Below are 17,400 nucleotides of genomic sequence, written 5' to 3'. Positions count from 1 at the left end.
CTCAGTGATAGAGGCTGTCAGTAAGCCGACATTCTCTCAAGCTCTACAGTGATACATTAAAGAATCGTGCCAAGAATCCAGGCTCTTGCATATCTTTTTGTACGCCGGTCCCTGAGTACTGAATTCGTGCGTTAGAAACCCGGTTTGAAGCGATGGTATTTTCGAAGTCAATATCATCAGGACGGATGGTGCCGCTTAAGCGAATGTACTCATCACCCGTGTTCAGTGTCATCCACTTTTCGCCACGAACCACTAGGTTGCCATTGGCTAATACTTCGATAACTTCAACGGTAATGTAACCGCTGATGCTGTTACTTTGGTTGGCTGATGCATCACCGGCAAAGGTGTTGGTGTTACTCAAATCGTAAGAGAAATTGTACTTATCGATAGCTAACTCTTGGCCGCCAACAGCCAGAGGTTCCATCGATGCATCGTTCGACTTAGACATGTCAGCATTGGCTTTTTTGGTCGCTCGCGTATTTTCATCTAACGCCACAGTAATAATATCGCCAATACCACGAGGCTTTGAATCATCATACATGCTGCCAATATGGTTAATATTGAACAAAGATCCCGTTGCCGCTGCGTAATGTTCTGGTTTTTGCTTTGGATTAATCGGTGCCCATGCAGGGTCACCAGCAACAGGATCGGTTCGACCACGAAGCGTATCGATAATGCCTGAACTCTCTTGAGTCGACTTATCGCCTTCCACCGCATCAACTACAGTGGTCGCGTTTTCTTCTGCCGGTGTTTCAATTGGAGCCAGCATGGTACAGCCCGTCATGGATACAAACAGAGCTAAACAAAAAATACGTTTCATGGCGATATACTCTTAGTTGGCCGCTGTAAATAGTTGGCCGTTGTAAATAGTAGGTCGTGACACACGTCAATGAGTGTAAAACAAGTCAGCGACAAATAACCAATTACAGCTGTTGGTTAACAAAGCTCATCATCTTGTCTACCGACGAGATAACTTTCGAGTTCATTTCGTAAACACGTTGAGCTTCGATCATATTCACTAGCTCTTCGGTTACGTTTACGTTCGATGTTTCTAGCATTGACTGGCGGATGTTACCCAAGCCATCAAAACCCGGAACACCTTCTTGTGGGTCGCCACTTGCGCCCGTTGGTAAGTAAAGGTTTTGACCGACTGGCTCTAAACCACCGGGGTTTACGAAGTCAGTAATGGTGATTTGGCCAACTACGACGTTGTTTTGCTCACCACGTAAACGAACCGACACTTCACCATCGTTGCCTACTGTCACCGAGATCGCGTCTTCAGGAATCACGATTTCAGGTTGTAGCGGGTAGCCTTGACCCGATGTCACGATTGCGCCGTCACCGTTCAGTGTGAACTGACCATTACGGCTGTAACCTGTCTCACCGTCTGGCATTTCAACTTGGAAGAAGCCGTCGCCTTCGATCATCATATCTAGGCTGTTCGATGTCGTTTGCGCGTTACCGTGAGTGTGAACTTTTTGAGTTGCTACTACCTTAGAACCAGCACCCAACATCAAACCACTTGGCAACTCAGTGTTCTGAGACGATTGGCCACCCGGTTGGTTGATGTTCTGATAAAACAGATCTTCAAATACCGCGCGGCTCTTTTTAAAACCAATGGTCGAGGCGTTGGCAAGGTTGTTCGAAATCGTTGAGATATTGGTTTGTTGGGCGTCTAAACCTGTTTTACTTACCCATAATGCTGGATGCATAGCAAATTCCTTTAAATTCTATTAGCTCATACGAAGCAGTGAATCAGACGACTTGTCCATTTCCTCTGCCGTACTCATCATCTTGACCTGCATTTCAAACTGACGTTGTAAGTCAATCAAACTGGTCATTTCACCGACAGCATTTACGTTACTGCCTTCGATAGCACCTTTTAGCAACGTTACCGCTGCATCCGCTTCGTATGCCTGATCTGGGTTTTTCGAACGGAATAGACCATTCGTATCTTTAAACAAACTTTGGTTATCTGGACGTACAAGCTTAATACGATCAACTACGGCCAATTCTTCAGCTGGAGCGCCTTGAGGAATGACTGAGATCGTACCATCTGTACCAATTTCTACTTTACTGATTGGGATTGGCAGCGTGATTGGTGCGTCGTTTTCACCAAGCACTAAATGGCCACTTGCGTTGGTTAGCAAACCGTTTTGGTCAACCCGTAGGTTACCGTTACGTGTTAAACCTTCACGGCCAGTGTTGTCCATCACTGAAATCCAACCATCACCTTGAATGGTGACGTCTAGATCTCGGCCAGTGGTGACCACGCTACCTTGCGCGAAATTATGACCCGGGCGCTCTGTCATGCTGAAAACACGAGTAGGCATACCTTCGCCATACGCTTGCATTGAACGAGCTTGTGCTAAATCAGCACGGAAACCCGTAGTACTTACGTTGGCAAGGTTGTTTGAACGCAACTGCAAAGCTTGCATATTTTGCTTGGCGCCACTCATGGCAAGAAACAGGGCACGATCCATAATTTTGCTCCAAAAATCATCTTCTGGAACTAATAAAGCAAACTCTGTGCCAGTATTTTTACTTGTTATTTATCAGTAATTTAGAAATAAAACAAACAAAAAAGGTGAACATTAAAGGGTCACTCAGGAAGAATTGTTGCCAGTGGTACTACCGGGCGGCAATAGGAGTGGCAAATAGTAAGGCAAGCAACAATACCCAATTTAATAACATTAAATTGGGTATTCTCAGATAACTTAGACTCTATAAAAAACGATTAACGAATTTGCAGAATATTTTGCTGTAGTTGGTTATGTACTTCTAGAGAACGAGAGTTCGCTTGGAAGTTACGTTGAGCAGAAATCAGGTCAACTAACTCTTGCGTCATGTCGATATTCGATTGCTCTAGCGAGCCGTTGTTAATCCCACCAAATGAACCTTTATTCGATTCACCCCAGATTTTATCACCAGAGTTGTTAGTAGAATCCCACTGAGTACCGCCTTTCTTATCTAGACCTTGCTCATTAGGTACACGAACCAGACCTACACGGCCAAGCATCACGTTTTCACCATTTGAGTAAGTACCTAGAACACTGCCGTACTCATCGAAATCGATTTTGGTTAAGAAACCTGTTGTCGCGCCATCTTCATCAAACTTAGTCAATTCAAACGGTGCAGCAAACTGAGTTGAAGAATCGAGACCGAACTTAAGTACTTGCGTTGGATCGGCACCATTTAAATCAACAGGGTTCGCACCAGCACCTAATGGCTCAGAATTAATTGGCTGACCATTGTTCAGGCTTGCTAACGTACCGTCATTGTTGAACTTCATTGTATGGCCAACATGACCTTGTGCATTCGTCGCATCACCACCTGTAATGTTCACCGGCTTTTCGCCGTTCTCATCTGACATGGTGTAGTACGTCTGCCAAGTGTTTGGTTGAGTCTGATCTTTGAGGTAGTAAGTCGTTAACTTGTAAGACTGACCCATAGAATCGTATACCGTCGAAGACGTCGCACGGTTATAGGTGTCCGCATCTTCGAAGTTAAATGCAGCCGGATCTTTAAGATCACCATTTGCAGGCAGGTTAACCCCTACTTCAATGTTTTCTGTCTGTTTTGGCTTACCAAACTCAGCAGGAATGTCGAGAGGCTTTGGCGCGTAAGAAAGAACTTCACCCGAATTAGGATCGACATCATAACCCAAAAGAAACTCATCATTAGCCGTAACCATGTAGTTGTCTTTGTTTAGGTGAAATGCACCATTACGCGTTAGTTCATTGATCTCTGGTACCATGCGGTCTTTCGATACGGCAAAGAAACCTGTACCACTGATACGCAAATCCATTGGATTATTCGTATAAATACTTGAACCTTCATGGAACTGTTGCGCCACTTGGTTAGCTTGCGCACCACCGCCTGCCGCCGTTTTTGCGTTAGTGAACAACGAGTTTGAATATACATCACCAAACTCGGCACGAGACTCTTTAAAGCCAAATGTGTTTGAGTTCGCAATGTTGTTACTGGTTGTATTCAGGTCTAATTGTGCAGCGGACAGACCGCTTAAAGCTACATATGACATTCCAATATTCTCCTAATCTATCTAGCTAGCATAGTCACTTTGCAAAAAGCTACGCTTTACCAACTTCTAGTACTTCAGCAAGTCGTACTGGCGATGTGAAACCAGCCAGATTGAGTAGTACGTTGCCATCACCCTTACCAAGAAGCACACTGTTCACGTTCGCATAACTCGACACTTGGAACTCTGTACTCTCGCCATCCAATAAACCCGACGCTTTCACGTTGTACTTACCGGCCGGCAATGGGTTACCGTCTTCGTCTTTTCCGTCCCATTCAACACGTGTATCACCTGATGGTTTAGAGCCGATATCAAAAGTGCGAACCAATTGGCCAACTTCGTTCTCAACACGGACCATTACATTGTCCATTGCCTGAGGAAGTTTAACCATTGCCGCCATACCGCCATCACCGGGTTTCACACCTGCCGCACCAGGAACCAATACATCACGGCCAACCAAAGAGGATGCCTGCAATGCTTGATTAGAGGTCATTGATGAATTCAAGCTTTCAAACTGTGTATTCATTTTGCCAATGCCATCTACGGTCGCAAATGAAGCCATTTGCGCAATCATCTGGTCATTGCTAACCGGCTTGAAAGGGTCTTGTTGTGCTAGTTGCTTAGTCAACAAAGATAAGAAATCTTCTTGTTTAAGATCCTGCTTACCTGTTGTTTCATCGGGCTTCTTAGCGCCATCTTGAAGACTCTTCAGCTGGTCAACATAGGACAAGCCGCTTTGACCAACATTGTTGTTGATTCCAGCCATGTGCTACCTCCTTATCCTTATTGACCCATCTGCAGCGTACGCAGCAGCATTTGTTTACTCGAGTCAGCAACCTGTACGTTTGTTTGGTACGCACGTGATGCCGAAATCATGTTCGCCATTTCTTCCATAACGTTCACGTTAGGCTTGTAAATATAGCCCTCGTTATTCGCTAATGGGTGATCCGGGTTGTACTCCGCGCTCAGCGGCTTATCGCTTTCCACAATACCTAATACTTTCACAGGCACAGTATGACCACTGTTACGTGCTTTATTTAACTCAGCGCCGAACACGGCGTGACGAGCTTTGTAAGTTTCTTTAGCAGAACTACTTACACTATCTGCGTTCGCCAGATTGCTCGAGGTCGTATTTAGACGAACAGATTCAGCACTCATCGCAGAACCAGTCACATTGAATACATTAAATAAGCTCATCTAATTATTCCCCTTTAATCGCTTTCGTTAAATTCTTGAACTTACTTCCTAGGAAGTCGAGAGAGGCTTGATGCCTAATTTGGTTTTGCATGAAAAGGTTTCTTTCCAAATCCAAATCAACCGTATTGCCATCTCCTGTATCAGGTTGGGTAGGAATTCGATACTTCGTTTCCCCGTTCACCGTTGTTGAGGCAGAAATGTGCCGACCATCTGTGCGGCTAAGACCAATGCTTGCCCCAGAACTTGCCGCTTGCAGTGATTTCTCAAAGTCTAATCCCTTTGCCTTATACCCAGGCGTGTTGGCTTGCGCGATATTGGTGGAAAGCACCTCAGCGTTACGCTCACGTACACCAACTGTATGCTGGTGAATGCCTAAAGCATTGTCAAAAGAAATAGCCATGTAAACCTCAACTCAAGAACTGACTGTTATGAAGTAACCAAAGCAATATATATACCAACTTTTAAAACAAAGTGGTCTATCAATACTTTTACCGATTACTCGTGGGTGAACCTGCAATATACAAGCCAAAAAAATAGAGTAAATTGGAATGTCACTCTGACTTAAAGATATAGATTAAACAGGAAAAAGAAAACCCAGCACTTGGCTGGGTTTTGAAATTAAACAGTAACGCCGCACCTTATTCTGGTGCCAACCATTACTTTAATTTGTAGATGATGCCTGGATTACAGCGAACCATTTCAAAACGATCCGTTAAGCCTGTTAACGATTCAGACGCCCCCAATAACAGGTAACCACCAGGGTTCAGGCTGTTTGCCATTTGGTTAAGTACCTTTGACTTCATTTCAGGCGAGAAGTAAATCAACACGTTACGACAAAAAATAATGTCGAACTTGCCTAACAATGCATAGCTTTCCATCAAATTTTGAGGACGGAAGTTCACCATACGCTTTACGTTATCTTTCACTTTCATACGGCCATCGCCCGCATCTTCAAAGAAGGTACGGCGACGTTCAGGAGAAAGGCCCCGACCTAACGCCAAATTGTCATATGCGCCTGTGCGACACATATCCAACATACTTGCTGATATATCCGTTCCCGTGATCGATACGTTTGGTAACATACCTGGCCTACGAGCTTGAGTTTCAAGAATCGTCATAGCCATTGAGTATGCTTCTTGGCCTGAAGAACTGGCCGCTGACCAAATCTTAATAGGACGTTTATTTGCCGCTATTTCCGGTAGAAGTTTATCCGCAAGCACAGCAAACGGGTAAGTATCACGGAACCAAAGTGTCTCGTTTGTCGTCATGGCATCAACTGCAGCCACACGCAGTTCACGGTTTCGACCTGTTACTACGTCCTTCAATAAATCAGATAACGAAGCCAAATTAAACTTCGCTACTAATGGGCTTAGACGACTGCGTACCAAGTACTGTTTGCTGTCACCTAATACAATGCCACATTGAGATTCTAAGAAACGGCTGAAATCGCGATACTCTTGATCACTTATTGTTATAGCAGTCATTAATGTCTCTTTTAGTTAGTTAACGCAGCTTTAACTGCTGCACCAAGCTCATCAGGATTGAATTTAGCGATGAAAGAGTTAGCCCCCACGCGCTCAACCATAGCTTGGTTAAATACACCACTCAATGAAGAGTGTAAAATTACGTATAGATCTTTAAGTTCAGCGTGACGTCGAATCTCGGCGGTTAGCGTATAGCCATCCATCTCTGGCATTTCAATATCAGAAATAACCAATGAGATTTGATCGTAAATACTGCCTTCTGATGACATCTGTACCAGCTTCTCATAGGCTTCTTTACCATCTTTCACTGAGACAACTTCAAAGCCAATCGACTCAATCGCACGTTGAACTTGCTTACGAGCCACCGTTGAATCATCAGCAATCAAGATACGGCGAACTAATGGTTTCTCTTGCTCTACTTTCGCAATATCTTCAGCAATTTTACTGTCCATTGTTTCATCAACAGGCGAAATTTCCGCAAGGATCTTTTCAACATCAAGAATCTCTACCAATTCATTATCAATATTGGTTACCGCGGTCAAGTAGTTTGCTCTACCCGCCCCATCCGGCGGCGGAAGAATTGATTCCCAATGCATATTAATAATGCGCTCTACTGAGCTGACCAAGAATCCCTGAATGGTTCGGTTAAACTCAGAGATAACCACAAAACACTTTTCAACATCCGTTGTAGGACGGCCACCAGTCGCTAAGCTCAAATCGATAACAGAGATCGTCTGGCCACGAATGTGCGCTACACCTTTAACTAGTGGGTTTAAGTTTGGCATCTTTGTCAGCTTAGGGCATTGAAGCACTTCTTTTACTTTAAAGACATTAATGCCGTAACGCTGACGCCCCATTAGGCGAAAGGTTAGTAATTCTAATCGGTTTTGACCGACGAGTTGCGTACGCTGATTCACTGAATCAAGAATACCCGTCATGAGCTCATCTCCATATCAAACTTTTTTGGATAAAAAAGTGTTAGTCTACTGCAAGCTACGAACTACTAGAGAAACAGAATGACGAATCGTAAAACAAATCTGCCTGCTTTTTCCATAGCAATGTGTAGAGCTACTTTTAAAACTGTCGTTAAGTTTATCGGCATTTTATCAATATTGTTTAGTTTTTTTATACAAGCTGCGACTCCAGAACAAATTGAAATGATTCAGTCTGCGGCAGAGCAACACATCCTTGATACCGTTGAGCAACCACAAGGTGGCGAACTCTTTGTAAATTCAGCAAATGTTGACTCAAGAATCAAAGCAACAGACTGCCCTATCCCACTTGAAACCAGCGCCTCGACGACAACCAATACCCGTAGCAGTATTACGGTTTTAGTGCAATGCATCCCTGATGAGTGGCGAGTTTATGTCCCGGTACGTATTTCGATGTCAGTACCACTCGTCACCACTACTCGTTTAATCGCAAGAGGTGAAATCGTCGGCCAATACGATGTCACCACAGCCATGATTTCCCTAAACAAATTTCGTCGTCAAGGCTTTACACTTCCAGAGCAAGTCATCGGGGCGAAAGTGAAAAAGAACTTACGCCCAGGCGATGTTGTCGAAAGAGGCGATGTCTGTGTCGTCTGCCGAAACGAGAAGGTTATCATACAGGCAGTAAAAGGTGGCATGACCATTACCACCAAAGGTACAGCATTGACCGATGGTTCGATGGGCGATCAAGTAAGAGTGAAAAATGATAAATCACAGCGTATAATTGAAGGTATTGTTACCAGCATGTCTGAAGTCACAGTTTATTTTTAACTCTTTACTTCTAAAGTGACGGTATCGTTAGCTAATTTTACTCTCAACACTTAACGCCAAATATAACGGCTGTGGTGTGACGTCCCTTTTCGACTATTGAGCTAAAAATTTGCTAAAGTATTCGAACCCTTGGTCGATATTGACTGTACAGGTTCCCATTTTTGAAGAAAAAGGCTTAACGATGGCAGGTATTGATAATATACGTTCAGGGCATACCCTAACGACCACTAACCGATCAGCAGCGCGCTCTGATTCTAGCCCTCAAACATCTCATTCTGATGTTGCAGCTAAATCTCCAGCAAGCAAAGACGCGGTTTCTCTGAGCCAACAAAGCAAAGCAATTGGTCAACTGCACCAAGACATGGCCACACAGCCTAGCTTTGATACAGCAAAAGTAGCAGCGATTAAAGAAGCGATTACAAACGGTTCATATACGGTCGATCCAGAGAAGTTGGCTGATAATATGATCAAGTTTGAGAACGAATTAAAAGACCTTTGATAGATGACTCAGTACGAAGTCATCTTTACTTAAAGATTTCCCTTTTTACCAAAGAAGTTCAGCAGGTTTAAATTATGGCGGCACTCGCAGACTTAGTTAATTTCCAACTTCAAAATGCCAAAGCCTTATCTGATCTTTTAAGTTCAGAAAAAACCGCTATCACCAGCAGAAAATCAAATGATATTGAACGAATAGCTCAAGAAAAAGTTGTCCTTGTCGAACAACTAAGATCAACCGATCAACGAATCTCTGCCCATACTAATGTCTCAGAACTGACCGAGAATCCTGAACTTGCTCAAATAGTCGCGACAATCAAGTCCATCGTGCACGACTGCCATCAAGCAAACCTAGTTAATGGCGAAGCCCTGAACCGAGCACAGCTTAGCTTTAAAAAACTCAGTAATATGATGCAACAAAGCCACGGAAAGGTTGGCATGACGTACAACGCTGGTGGCCAAACTCACACCATCTCTACACTGGGAACCAACATAAAAGCTTAGTTAGGTTAACCCTCTTCATACCCCCCTTCTTGCTTGTATCTGTATCTGTATCTGTATCTGTATCTGTATCTGTATCTGTATCTGTATCTGTATCTGTATCTCAGCCTATTCTTCTCGCTCGACCCGTCAAGCTTTCATAGAACCTGTAAATGTGCCCAATAAATCTACAAACAAAAAAGCGGCAAGTATTTTCATACTTGCCGCTCTGTGTTCGTACCTGTTACTGGTTGCCGTTACGCCATCTGGAAAGCGAGTGACAGTCAATATAACTGGATAATCTTATAACTAGATGATGCTTGAGTTAGAACAACGTTTGTTGTCTTTTCTGAGGCACTGCTTGAACTTCACCGTAATTACGTAACTGTTCCATCTTTCGGATATCTAGCTGAAGCTCAGTAACATAACTATCACCGACAGGGTAACTGCGGACCACTTCTGCGCCACGGATTACACCATCAACAGCACCAGAAGTTCTCTCGGTGCCAAGACGTTGATCTTCAAGCTCAGCTCTACCACTCACCCGCATACCATAGACTTGTTCAGCAAGCTCACGGTAAGCATCAATTTTAGAAGCTCTCATCGCTCGGATACGTTTTTCTTCGTCATTACGTCCTTTTTGCTCACTGATACTAGCGTAGCCAACAGCAACTAGAAAATCATTTGGCCTCATGTTTTGTAATGGTTGACAACCAACAAGCAATAAAGCGACGACAACAAATATTAACTTCTTCATCACGAACTCCTAAGGGCGAAGAATAACAGTATAAGGCTGAGTCATCGTTGGATCAGAACGAATGATGACACCATCTTGAGTTCGAATACTATTCAGAGTATCTAGGTCACGACCAATACGATCCGCTGGTAAGAAACCTTGAGCAGAAGCAACAACGATACGAGTTTGCATGCCAACCACACGAGCATTCACAAGCACACCGCCTTCTTGGCGAAGCATAGTGCCCGTCAAAACGTACTGGACATCTTGCTCTTGAGCTAGGTCTTTCCAGTCACGACTTAAAGAGAAGTCGCCCTGCTGAGTCACCTGAATTGAGCCTGTGGTTTTGAAATCAACGACTTTGAAGCCACGACGCTGAAATTGATGAATAAAGCCTTCTGAAACTGAGTTACCTAACCAGTTTGTTGTGTCCATATGTTGTAGGTCAACAAACGACGTAATGGCAATCGGTGTTCTTGCTGAAATACTCGTATTCGAAATGATCAAATCTTCAGTCATACTTTCTACGAAGAAATCCATGGTATGACGAGGGCTAGCCATCAACATAAACTGACTGCCTGAATACTCAGACTTGCCGTTATATATAGGCGAATAAGCGCATGATGTCATCAACATGACACTCATTACTACGAGCCATTTTTTCATTCTCTTATCTCCAGATGTTTATAGTGCTTACTGTGCCAATATCTTCTCACCATTATTTTTTCAATGGATTACAATGTTGGAACAGTCTTTGCTTTTCAGTAATGGTTCAGATTAAGAAAAACACACTTAAGTCAGCTTCAAGCTTATAGTTATTTGTTAAGCAATATTTATACCCAACTGGTAACGAATAGATGAAAAAAATAATTTCTTACTTATTTTCAATAAGTTTATTAGTCACAATAAACTTCAATGTTCATGCCTCTTGGTATGAAGTTACCGGTACTGCCGCCATCGTATCGTCAGAAGAGACCGCAAGGATTCACGCTCTGGAAGACGCGGTCTATAAAGCCGTGCAGTTCTCAGGAGCCGATATAGGCAGCATTTCCAACCTCACTCCCTACTTAGACGCAAAGAAAAAAGAGTTCCAGTTTACCAATCACGAAGTACGCTACATCTTGGTTGAAAAAGAGAAATCACGCGGTGGCAATTTAATGATCACTGCAAAGATCGACATCTACCCTTCGGCAAATGCTTGCCATGAGAGCCAATATAAGAAGACATTCTTGGTCGGTAATATAGATGTGACTTCCCCTCAACAGGCCGTGATGGGCAGGATCTATAACCTCGGAGATGATTTCGGCCATGTCGTTGACCGTCAACTCGCGCAAGAGTCTCGCAGCTTTGTTTCTGTAGGCACGACCGACTACGACATCGATAAACGTCGACCTGAAGTCATTAAGATGATCGCTCAAGACACTGGCGCACAATACATTATTGGCGGCGATATTACCGACTTAACCGCAACCGTCGAATCTAAGTTATTGAAAGATGACGTTATCAATCGCCAGTTTGCATTAGAAATGCAGGTATTCGATGGCAAAACAGGCCATCAAGTATATAACCGTAGCTATCGTGAAGTAGCCAAGTGGCCATTCGCTAAGACCAGTGAAGTCGATACCCGTAGTGCGCGTTTCTGGGCATCCACCTACGGCACTATGATGCTTCGTGTCAGCCGCAACATTATGTTGGACTTGGAGTCTGAAGTATCATGCAAGATCACCCTTCCAGAAGTTGCCGCTGTATTTGGTAACACAGTGACCATCGATTTAGGTCGACTGCATGGCGTACAACGAGGTGACAAACTACAACTGTGGCATACAGGTTCGTTTATCGACCAACGAGGCTTACCACGTAATAAAGTATCTCAAAGTGATATCACTCTGACAGTTTCTCGCGTCTACGAAAATGAAGCGGAACTCACTATTGATCAGCCAAGCCTTGCAGGAAGCATTCAGATTGGTGATGTGATGCAAAAAATCATGTAGTTAGCGACACGTTCGCTTCATCGTTTTTCATAAAGCCTTAGCAAAAGTACTAAGGCTTTATTTTTTTCTGATGATTGGTTTCGGTTTAGACGTATTTGTCGTAACCTTATTAATAACATAATCATCATTTAGTAAGCTATGAGTCAGAATAATCTAATTGGTGCGACCGGTTACCGCTTTATTTCGAAAGGTCAAACCGCTTTTAAAATCCATATTCATACTCCCGAAGATACGGTGCTGCATCGCTCTGTCGGCTTTGTTCGTATGGGTGAAAATAAGGCACTGAAGAAAACTATAAAATTGAGAGATGAGCTAGGCAGAAAGCTTTGGGGTAAGTTTTGGCCCAAAGTCCTCAAAGAGCCCTACTTGATGACGCGCCTACCCCATAGTTTAGAGCCCAAAATTGTATTCAAGCCAAACCCGACTCAGAGTGACCCTGAACACCGTGACGAATGTTATATCGCTAAATGGCGTGTATTCTCTGAGAATGGCGATTACAAATACAAAACTAAGGTGTGCTCAATCAGAAAACACGGTCGACTTGCCGCTTATAGCCAAACCAAACGTGCACTGCTTGATGCTCACAAAGATGTGATTGATTTGCTTATTTTTATGGGACGATTGAACAGTATCGATCTGAAATAGCCTTCACTCGAATAGGCTGACTACCCATATTGTTCAGATACAAACACAGCCGCAAATGCGGCTGTGTTTATTTTTAGGCTAGTTACCTTGCTACTTTAGGGCGTCATCGCACGCTAAATAGACCACCTAGCTTCGGCAGATCTCTGCCAGAGTCGTCAATCGGCGTTGTGAGTCTTTCACATAAGGATTGGTATGATCCCATGCGTAGCCCGCCAAAATTGAGCACACCATTTGCTTAATCTTCGGGTTGGGGTCTTGATAGAAAATCACATCCTGCAAGGTACCTGAGTACCAGCCTTCAACATAAGTTCTAAAGGTGTTTACGCCAACCATCAATGGATCGGCATAATCACGATCCCAATCAACCTTCTCACCGTTGAGCTGCTTTTCCACGCACTCAACCGCAAACTGAGCCGACTTCATCGCAATTGTCACACCTGATGAAAACACAGGATCAAGGAACTCACCGGCATTGCCCAATAGCGCATACTTATCTGTGGCAAGGTGTTTTACGTTGGCAGAATAGCCACCGATTTCACCCGCAGGGTTTGGATACTCTGCATTCGCCAATATTTCAGCCAAACCCGGCTCTTCCGTTGCCAGTTGCTTAATCGCGGCAATCTTATCTTCTGGGTATGATTCAAAGAACTTAGGCTCCCCGACTACACCAAACGAAGACACTCCGTTACTAAACGGGATCAACCAATACCAAACGTCAGGATTGGTCGGGTGCACCGAGATCAGAATTTTGTTTCGATCATATTCAAGGTCGGTATCAACCTCTGAAATATGGTCGTTAATGTGCGTAAAAATAGCTTTGCGAGGTGGAAGCGATGATGGCTCTTCCAAATCAAGCATCTTTGGTAACACGCGACCAAAGCCACTGCCATCCAGCACGTATTTAGCTTCTAGCTGATAGCGTTCTCCATCAAGCACTTGTACGTCTAAAATGGTACTATCTTCAGTGAAGTTAATACCCATCAACTCATGTTGATAATCAATAGTAACGCCTTGTGCTTCGGCTGTGTCTGCTAACACCTTATCAAAGGCCCCTCGCTGAACCTGAAACGTGGTTCCCGGCCCAGCAGAGAACTTATCTTCAAAATTAAACGCGGTGTACACGCCATTTTTACGAAAAGCGGCACCATCTTTGAATTGGAAGTTAGCGTCAGCCACCGCTTCGCTCATGCCAGCTTGTTCAATCACTTCCATACAAGCCGGTAACAAGCTTTCACCAATAGAAAAGCGCGGGAAAAGGCTCTTTTCAATCACTCGAACATCGATGCCTTTTTTATGAAGCAAAGACGCGGCAATAGACCCTGATGGCCCAGCTCCGATGATCACTACTTGAGTTGACAATTTTTTCATTCATTTAAGCCATGTTTGTTATTTTTTTATTGCGCGCTAGCTTTCAATTCAAGCAGCGTATGACCAAGGCCGATATCATCGGTACGGGTCACTACCTCAAGGCCTGCTTCTTCAACGATCTCTAAGAAATCTTCACTGCGGTAAAAACGGCTGTTGCCATTGGCCAAACAAGTGAAGTAAAGAGAAGTCGCGTTTAAGCTATAAGAAGCCGCATCGTATTTCTGTGCATCCCAAAACAGCTCAAGAATATAGACCGTCGCTTCCTCTGACATATGAGAGCGTACACGCTTTAATATGCTCAAAATCTCCATGGGCGAGAAGCAATCAAGGAACTGGCTCATCCACCACACATCGGCGCCCGTCGGCAACGCTTGATGTTTATCGAGCATGTTGGCTGGGAATGGCGTCACTCTGTCTTGATGGCCGTGCTGCGTTGCGTTTACCATGGCCATTTCTAGTTGTTGTGGTAAGTCGACAATCGTTATCTCAACATCTGAGTCGTGGTTGCAGCACTGCATTGCCCACTTACCCGTGTTACCACCAATATCCACCAGCGATTTCGGCTTCTTACTGAAGACTTTCTCAAGCAACACTGGGAACGAGCGGTCTGAATAGAAATGATCAAACTTGAACCAGCTCTCTTTTGCTTTTTCTGGCAATTGAGATAAACCTTGGTAAATGGTTTCCCAATCACCCAGCTCTTTCAAGCCCGCAGGTGTTCCTTCTTCAATCGCTTCCGTTAAATGCATCATCGCGGCATAACAAACATCGGCAGTGAAATCCAAGTTGGCATTAGTCATGCCGTCGTGCAGAAGGTAAAAACCAAGGTTGGCTATTTTATAGTTAGGTTTGTCCCAAGTAACAATATGAGCACTTAGCGCCATATCGAGTAGAACTTTCACGCCGTACTCGGATACACCGGTTATTTCCGAAAGCTTCTCGGCGGGTAAACCATCATTACCCACCTCATCTAGGGCCTTTAAAATACCCAAATCTCGAAGTGTACGAGCTGTATGAAAAACAATAGGAGCAAAAGATAATTTTTGCGCTTCTGTTTTTGCTTCTAATGCGTTGAATGGATCTAATTTATATTCCGACACGAAAAACCTAACTTTCAAATAATAGGAGGGATTACTCTGCAGCCATTTGTGCAAGCTTGCGTTTAATATCAACGTTTAAGTTATTAACCCAGCGGTTGTAATTTCGGTGTATTTCACCATCGTCATATTTCAAATTCTCTGATTCAACGTAAAGAATAGAGTAAAACTTGTCACTATAAGGAATTTCAACCACCGCATGGTGTGAACGAACATACAGCTCGGCACGAATCAAGCCTGGCTTTATTTCTGAAACCAACCAGCCTCGATTCTCAGCGGACTCATAAATAGCTGATTTCACCTGTTTACTTTGAAGATTCAGTGCAACTGGAGTATCCTCAACATTCATTACAGGCTGGACACGTCCACACCCTGCAAGAACGAGTATGAATAACATTGAAACGGCTATTTTTAATAATTTCATTTAAATTCCTTATCTGTGTTTATTTATAAGCACGCATAGTATTTAGTTAGACCCAAAGCAAATCAATACTCTATGTCAAATCAAGCACAATTAATGTCATTTAATATCGAGAAATGGTCTGCAAATTCGGCTGGCCTCAATTCAATTGTTGAATGGAAAACGTGGAGCTCTAATTTAGATTGGCCGAAAAATGGCTCAACTGAGTTTAAAGCTATTCCTCCGATGATGCGCCGTCGCATGAGTGTGCAAAGCAAACTTGCCGTCCAAACTGCATTAACCTTATTAAAAGACACCACGATTGATTATCTGGTTTTTGCCAGCCGACATGGTGAGCTACACCGAACTGCCACATTAATTCAATCAGTACTGGAAGGTGACGATGCTTCTCCAATGGCGTTCTCGCAGTCGGTACACAATACCGCAGCCGGGCTAACTACCATTGCCGCGAAAGCACCAATTCCACTGTCCTCAATCGCCGCTGGGCAAGATACTTTCCATAACGCTCTAATTGAAGCTTACCTTTACCTTCACCAATACCCATCGCATCGTGTGTTAGTCATCGACTTCGATCAGCCTCTGCCTGACCTCTACCAAGAGTACGAAACTCAGAACTATGCTGATTATGCTCTGGGCTTAGTGCTAACCGCAGGCCGTGACTACTCTGTTTCAAGGACAGTAACCAGTGATAGACCAGCGACTGATTTACCGCAAGGCCTGCAAACACTGCAGAGCATCCTACAAAATGCACAACGTTGGACTATTGCCGGAAAACACCAAGCTTGGTCATGGGTAAACAACACGAAACCTGGAACTCAAGAATGAGTAAGATCGACCAATATTGGCGAGTATTCGCGACAGGGCTTTGCTTCACCATCTTCGGTTTAGGAGGGTTAGTACTTAGCTTCTTGATCTTGCCTTCGATCGCGATCACCACATCAAACACCATTCAAAGAGAGCTTAAGACTCAACGACTGATTCGTTTTTCATTTAATGCTTTTTGCCGGATTATGAAGTTCACGGGCGCGATTGATTACCGAATTGATGGCGCCGAACTGCTACGCAAAGATCGTAACTGCATCATCGTCGCCAATCACCCAAGTTTGATTGATTATGTACTGATCGCCTCTCAACTTCCTCAATGTGATTGTCTCGTCAAAGCGGCAATATGGGAAAACCCATTTATGAAGAGGATTGTTAGAGCGGCAGGTTATATCCCCAACCAAACACCTGACGATCTTTTAGAGCGCTGTGAAGAGCGTTTTTCACGTGGCAATGTACTGCTCGTTTTTCCTGAAGGGACTCGCACTACGCCAGGAATTGAACCATCCTTACAACGTGGTGCGGCGCAAATAGCGACTCGAACACAAACCGATTTACGCATTATTCATATTACAGTTTCTCCGACATTCTTAACGAAAGAGAAAAAATGGTATCAAGTTCCTGCTACGAAACCCTTTTTTCATATTGCGGTGAAAGGTAAAATAGAAGTCGCACCCTTTATTGAGAATGCAAATAACTTAACTTCGGCAGCAAGACGCCTTAATCACCACCTTGCAGAGACTATTTTCCCTTCCGAAGACAACATTTAGCTCATCAATAAGACAACTGGCGATATCAGCATTTGGAAAATACCTCGCATAATGTAGAATCGCCTCCCTTAAAGCAGCATTTAGATAAAGTA

General features: G+C 43.8%; 21 protein-coding genes. 7 read left to right on the top strand and 14 right to left on the bottom strand.

Annotated elements, in window-relative coordinates:
• Nucleotides 1–43 precede the first annotated feature (43 nt).
• The 9 genes from flgH to OCT63_RS10415 all read right to left on the bottom strand — a co-directional run bounded on the left by flgH (nt 44) and on the right by OCT63_RS10415 (nt 7,658).
• Nucleotides 44–820, bottom strand: coding sequence for a flagellar basal body L-ring protein FlgH (gene flgH, locus OCT63_RS10455; RefSeq protein WP_060467284.1), 777 nt, complete (start codon nt 818–820; stop codon nt 44–46).
• Between the two features lie 103 nt (nt 821–923).
• Nucleotides 924–1,712 carry a flagellar basal-body rod protein FlgG gene (flgG, locus tag OCT63_RS10450; RefSeq protein ID WP_004739713.1) on the bottom strand — a complete coding sequence of 263 codons (789 nt, stop codon included), beginning with the start codon at nt 1,710–1,712 and terminating at the stop codon, nt 924–926.
• A gap of 21 nt (nt 1,713–1,733) precedes the next feature.
• Nucleotides 1,734–2,483 carry a flagellar basal-body rod protein FlgF gene (gene flgF / locus OCT63_RS10445; protein ID WP_009848571.1) on the bottom strand — a complete coding sequence of 250 codons (750 nt, stop codon included), beginning with the start codon at nt 2,481–2,483 and terminating at the stop codon, nt 1,734–1,736.
• 254 nt (nt 2,484–2,737) lie between these two features.
• Nucleotides 2,738–4,042: a flagellar hook protein FlgE gene (gene flgE / locus OCT63_RS10440; RefSeq protein ID WP_137032329.1), complete on the bottom strand. Its 1,305-nt coding sequence runs from the start codon at nt 4,040–4,042 to the stop codon at nt 2,738–2,740.
• A 49-nt stretch (nt 4,043–4,091) separates the two neighbouring features.
• Nucleotides 4,092–4,805, bottom strand: a complete 714-nt coding sequence (flgD, locus tag OCT63_RS10435; RefSeq protein ID WP_017056853.1) for a flagellar hook assembly protein FlgD — start codon at nt 4,803–4,805, stop codon at nt 4,092–4,094.
• Between the two features lie 17 nt (nt 4,806–4,822).
• Entirely contained in the window at nt 4,823–5,236 is a 414-nt protein-coding gene (gene flgC / locus OCT63_RS10430; protein WP_017056852.1) for a flagellar basal body rod protein FlgC, read from the bottom strand.
• Between the two features lie 4 nt (nt 5,237–5,240).
• A complete protein-coding gene (gene flgB, locus OCT63_RS10425) occupies nt 5,241–5,636 on the bottom strand; it encodes a flagellar basal body rod protein FlgB (RefSeq protein WP_017056851.1) in 396 nt (131 codons plus the stop codon).
• Nucleotides 5,637–5,892: 256 nt separating this feature from the next.
• Nucleotides 5,893–6,720 (bottom strand): protein-glutamate O-methyltransferase, encoded by an 828-nt coding sequence (locus OCT63_RS10420; protein ID WP_060467282.1) that lies wholly within the window; start codon nt 6,718–6,720, stop codon nt 5,893–5,895.
• 11 nt (nt 6,721–6,731) lie between these two features.
• Complete coding sequence (locus tag OCT63_RS10415) at nt 6,732–7,658, bottom strand: chemotaxis protein CheV (protein ID WP_017056849.1); 927 nt, start codon at nt 7,656–7,658, stop codon at nt 6,732–6,734.
• Nucleotides 7,659–7,736: 78 nt separating this feature from the next.
• Between OCT63_RS10415 and flgA the strand changes: the two genes are divergently transcribed.
• The 3 genes from flgA to OCT63_RS10400 all read left to right on the top strand — a co-directional run bounded on the left by flgA (nt 7,737) and on the right by OCT63_RS10400 (nt 9,482).
• On the top strand, nt 7,737–8,483 hold the full coding sequence (gene flgA / locus OCT63_RS10410; protein WP_060467281.1) for a flagellar basal body P-ring formation chaperone FlgA: 747 nt from the start codon (nt 7,737–7,739) through the stop codon (nt 8,481–8,483).
• Between the two features lie 181 nt (nt 8,484–8,664).
• A complete protein-coding gene (gene flgM / locus OCT63_RS10405) occupies nt 8,665–8,982 on the top strand; it encodes a flagellar biosynthesis anti-sigma factor FlgM (protein ID WP_046224996.1) in 318 nt (105 codons plus the stop codon).
• Between the two features lie 74 nt (nt 8,983–9,056).
• Nucleotides 9,057–9,482, top strand: coding sequence for a flagella synthesis protein FlgN (locus OCT63_RS10400; RefSeq protein ID WP_046224995.1), 426 nt, complete (start codon nt 9,057–9,059; stop codon nt 9,480–9,482).
• A 301-nt stretch (nt 9,483–9,783) separates the two neighbouring features.
• Here the strand turns inward: OCT63_RS10400 and flgP are convergent, their stop codons facing one another.
• Complete coding sequence (gene flgP / locus OCT63_RS10395) at nt 9,784–10,215, bottom strand: flagellar assembly lipoprotein FlgP (protein WP_017056845.1); 432 nt, start codon at nt 10,213–10,215, stop codon at nt 9,784–9,786.
• A gap of 9 nt (nt 10,216–10,224) precedes the next feature.
• Nucleotides 10,225–10,860, bottom strand: a complete 636-nt coding sequence (locus OCT63_RS10390; RefSeq protein WP_029627050.1) for a FlgO family outer membrane protein — start codon at nt 10,858–10,860, stop codon at nt 10,225–10,227.
• Between the two features lie 191 nt (nt 10,861–11,051).
• Here OCT63_RS10390 and OCT63_RS10385 point away from each other — a divergent pair, with 191 nt between their 5' ends.
• Together OCT63_RS10385 and OCT63_RS10380 are read left to right on the top strand one after the other, a co-directional pair.
• A complete protein-coding gene (locus tag OCT63_RS10385) occupies nt 11,052–12,185 on the top strand; it encodes a flagellar assembly protein FlgT (RefSeq protein WP_060467277.1) in 1,134 nt (377 codons plus the stop codon).
• A gap of 138 nt (nt 12,186–12,323) precedes the next feature.
• Nucleotides 12,324–12,830, top strand: a complete 507-nt coding sequence (locus tag OCT63_RS10380; protein ID WP_017056842.1) for a hypothetical protein — start codon at nt 12,324–12,326, stop codon at nt 12,828–12,830.
• Nucleotides 12,831–12,956: 126 nt separating this feature from the next.
• Here the strand turns inward: OCT63_RS10380 and OCT63_RS10375 are convergent, their stop codons facing one another.
• The 3 genes from OCT63_RS10375 to OCT63_RS10365 are packed head-to-tail and all read right to left on the bottom strand — an operon-like array spanning nt 12,957 to nt 15,719.
• A complete protein-coding gene (locus OCT63_RS10375; RefSeq protein ID WP_269983688.1) occupies nt 12,957–14,198 on the bottom strand; it encodes an NAD(P)/FAD-dependent oxidoreductase in 1,242 nt (413 codons plus the stop codon).
• A gap of 26 nt (nt 14,199–14,224) precedes the next feature.
• Nucleotides 14,225–15,298, bottom strand: a complete 1,074-nt coding sequence (locus OCT63_RS10370) for a methyltransferase (protein WP_269983687.1) — start codon at nt 15,296–15,298, stop codon at nt 14,225–14,227.
• Between the two features lie 31 nt (nt 15,299–15,329).
• Entirely contained in the window at nt 15,330–15,719 is a 390-nt protein-coding gene (locus OCT63_RS10365) for a hypothetical protein (RefSeq protein WP_017056839.1), read from the bottom strand.
• 72 nt (nt 15,720–15,791) lie between these two features.
• On the opposite strand from OCT63_RS10365, the gene OCT63_RS10360 reads away from it, so the two are divergent.
• Together OCT63_RS10360 and OCT63_RS10355 are read left to right on the top strand one after the other, a co-directional pair.
• Complete coding sequence (locus OCT63_RS10360) at nt 15,792–16,541, top strand: beta-ketoacyl synthase chain length factor (protein WP_202612624.1); 750 nt, start codon at nt 15,792–15,794, stop codon at nt 16,539–16,541.
• Nucleotides 16,538–17,308 carry a lysophospholipid acyltransferase family protein gene (locus OCT63_RS10355; RefSeq protein WP_269983686.1) on the top strand — a complete coding sequence of 257 codons (771 nt, stop codon included), beginning with the start codon at nt 16,538–16,540 and terminating at the stop codon, nt 17,306–17,308. The genes OCT63_RS10360 and OCT63_RS10355 overlap by 4 nt, the downstream gene beginning before the upstream one ends.
• Nucleotides 17,309–17,400: the final 92 nt, after the last annotated feature.

The organism is Vibrio sp. RW (genome assembly GCF_027587105.1).
GTDB lineage: Bacteria > Pseudomonadota > Gammaproteobacteria > Enterobacterales > Vibrionaceae > Vibrio > Vibrio toranzoniae.
Note: the sequence above shows the minus strand (reverse complement) of the source record. Positions and strands in the feature narration are given on the sequence as shown.

Coding starts and splice junctions, on each gene's coding strand:
- flgH (WP_060467284.1), bottom strand. CDS start 820: ATGAAACGTATTTTTTGTTTAGCTCTGTTTGTATCCATGACGGGCTGT.
- flgG (WP_004739713.1), bottom strand. CDS start 1,712: ATGCATCCAGCATTATGGGTAAGTAAAACAGGTTTAGACGCCCAACAA.
- flgF (WP_009848571.1), bottom strand. CDS start 2,483: ATGGATCGTGCCCTGTTTCTTGCCATGAGTGGCGCCAAGCAAAATATG.
- flgE (WP_137032329.1), bottom strand. CDS start 4,042: ATGTCATATGTAGCTTTAAGCGGTCTGTCCGCTGCACAATTAGACCTG.
- flgD (WP_017056853.1), bottom strand. CDS start 4,805: ATGGCTGGAATCAACAACAATGTTGGTCAAAGCGGCTTGTCCTATGTT.
- flgC (WP_017056852.1), bottom strand. CDS start 5,236: ATGAGCTTATTTAATGTATTCAATGTGACTGGTTCTGCGATGAGTGCT.
- flgB (WP_017056851.1), bottom strand. CDS start 5,636: ATGGCTATTTCTTTTGACAATGCTTTAGGCATTCACCAGCATACAGTT.
- OCT63_RS10420 (WP_060467282.1), bottom strand. CDS start 6,720: ATGACTGCTATAACAATAAGTGATCAAGAGTATCGCGATTTCAGCCGT.
- OCT63_RS10415 (WP_017056849.1), bottom strand. CDS start 7,658: ATGACGGGTATTCTTGATTCAGTGAATCAGCGTACGCAACTCGTCGGT.
- flgA (WP_060467281.1), top strand. CDS start 7,737: ATGACGAATCGTAAAACAAATCTGCCTGCTTTTTCCATAGCAATGTGT.
- flgM (WP_046224996.1), top strand. CDS start 8,665: ATGGCAGGTATTGATAATATACGTTCAGGGCATACCCTAACGACCACT.
- OCT63_RS10400 (WP_046224995.1), top strand. CDS start 9,057: ATGGCGGCACTCGCAGACTTAGTTAATTTCCAACTTCAAAATGCCAAA.
- flgP (WP_017056845.1), bottom strand. CDS start 10,215: ATGAAGAAGTTAATATTTGTTGTCGTCGCTTTATTGCTTGTTGGTTGT.
- OCT63_RS10390 (WP_029627050.1), bottom strand. CDS start 10,860: ATGAAAAAATGGCTCGTAGTAATGAGTGTCATGTTGATGACATCATGC.
- OCT63_RS10385 (WP_060467277.1), top strand. CDS start 11,052: ATGAAAAAAATAATTTCTTACTTATTTTCAATAAGTTTATTAGTCACA.
- OCT63_RS10380 (WP_017056842.1), top strand. CDS start 12,324: ATGAGTCAGAATAATCTAATTGGTGCGACCGGTTACCGCTTTATTTCG.
- OCT63_RS10375 (WP_269983688.1), bottom strand. CDS start 14,198: ATGAAAAAATTGTCAACTCAAGTAGTGATCATCGGAGCTGGGCCATCA.
- OCT63_RS10365 (WP_017056839.1), bottom strand. CDS start 15,719: ATGAAATTATTAAAAATAGCCGTTTCAATGTTATTCATACTCGTTCTT.
- OCT63_RS10360 (WP_202612624.1), top strand. CDS start 15,792: ATGTCAAATCAAGCACAATTAATGTCATTTAATATCGAGAAATGGTCT.
- OCT63_RS10355 (WP_269983686.1), top strand. CDS start 16,538: ATGAGTAAGATCGACCAATATTGGCGAGTATTCGCGACAGGGCTTTGC.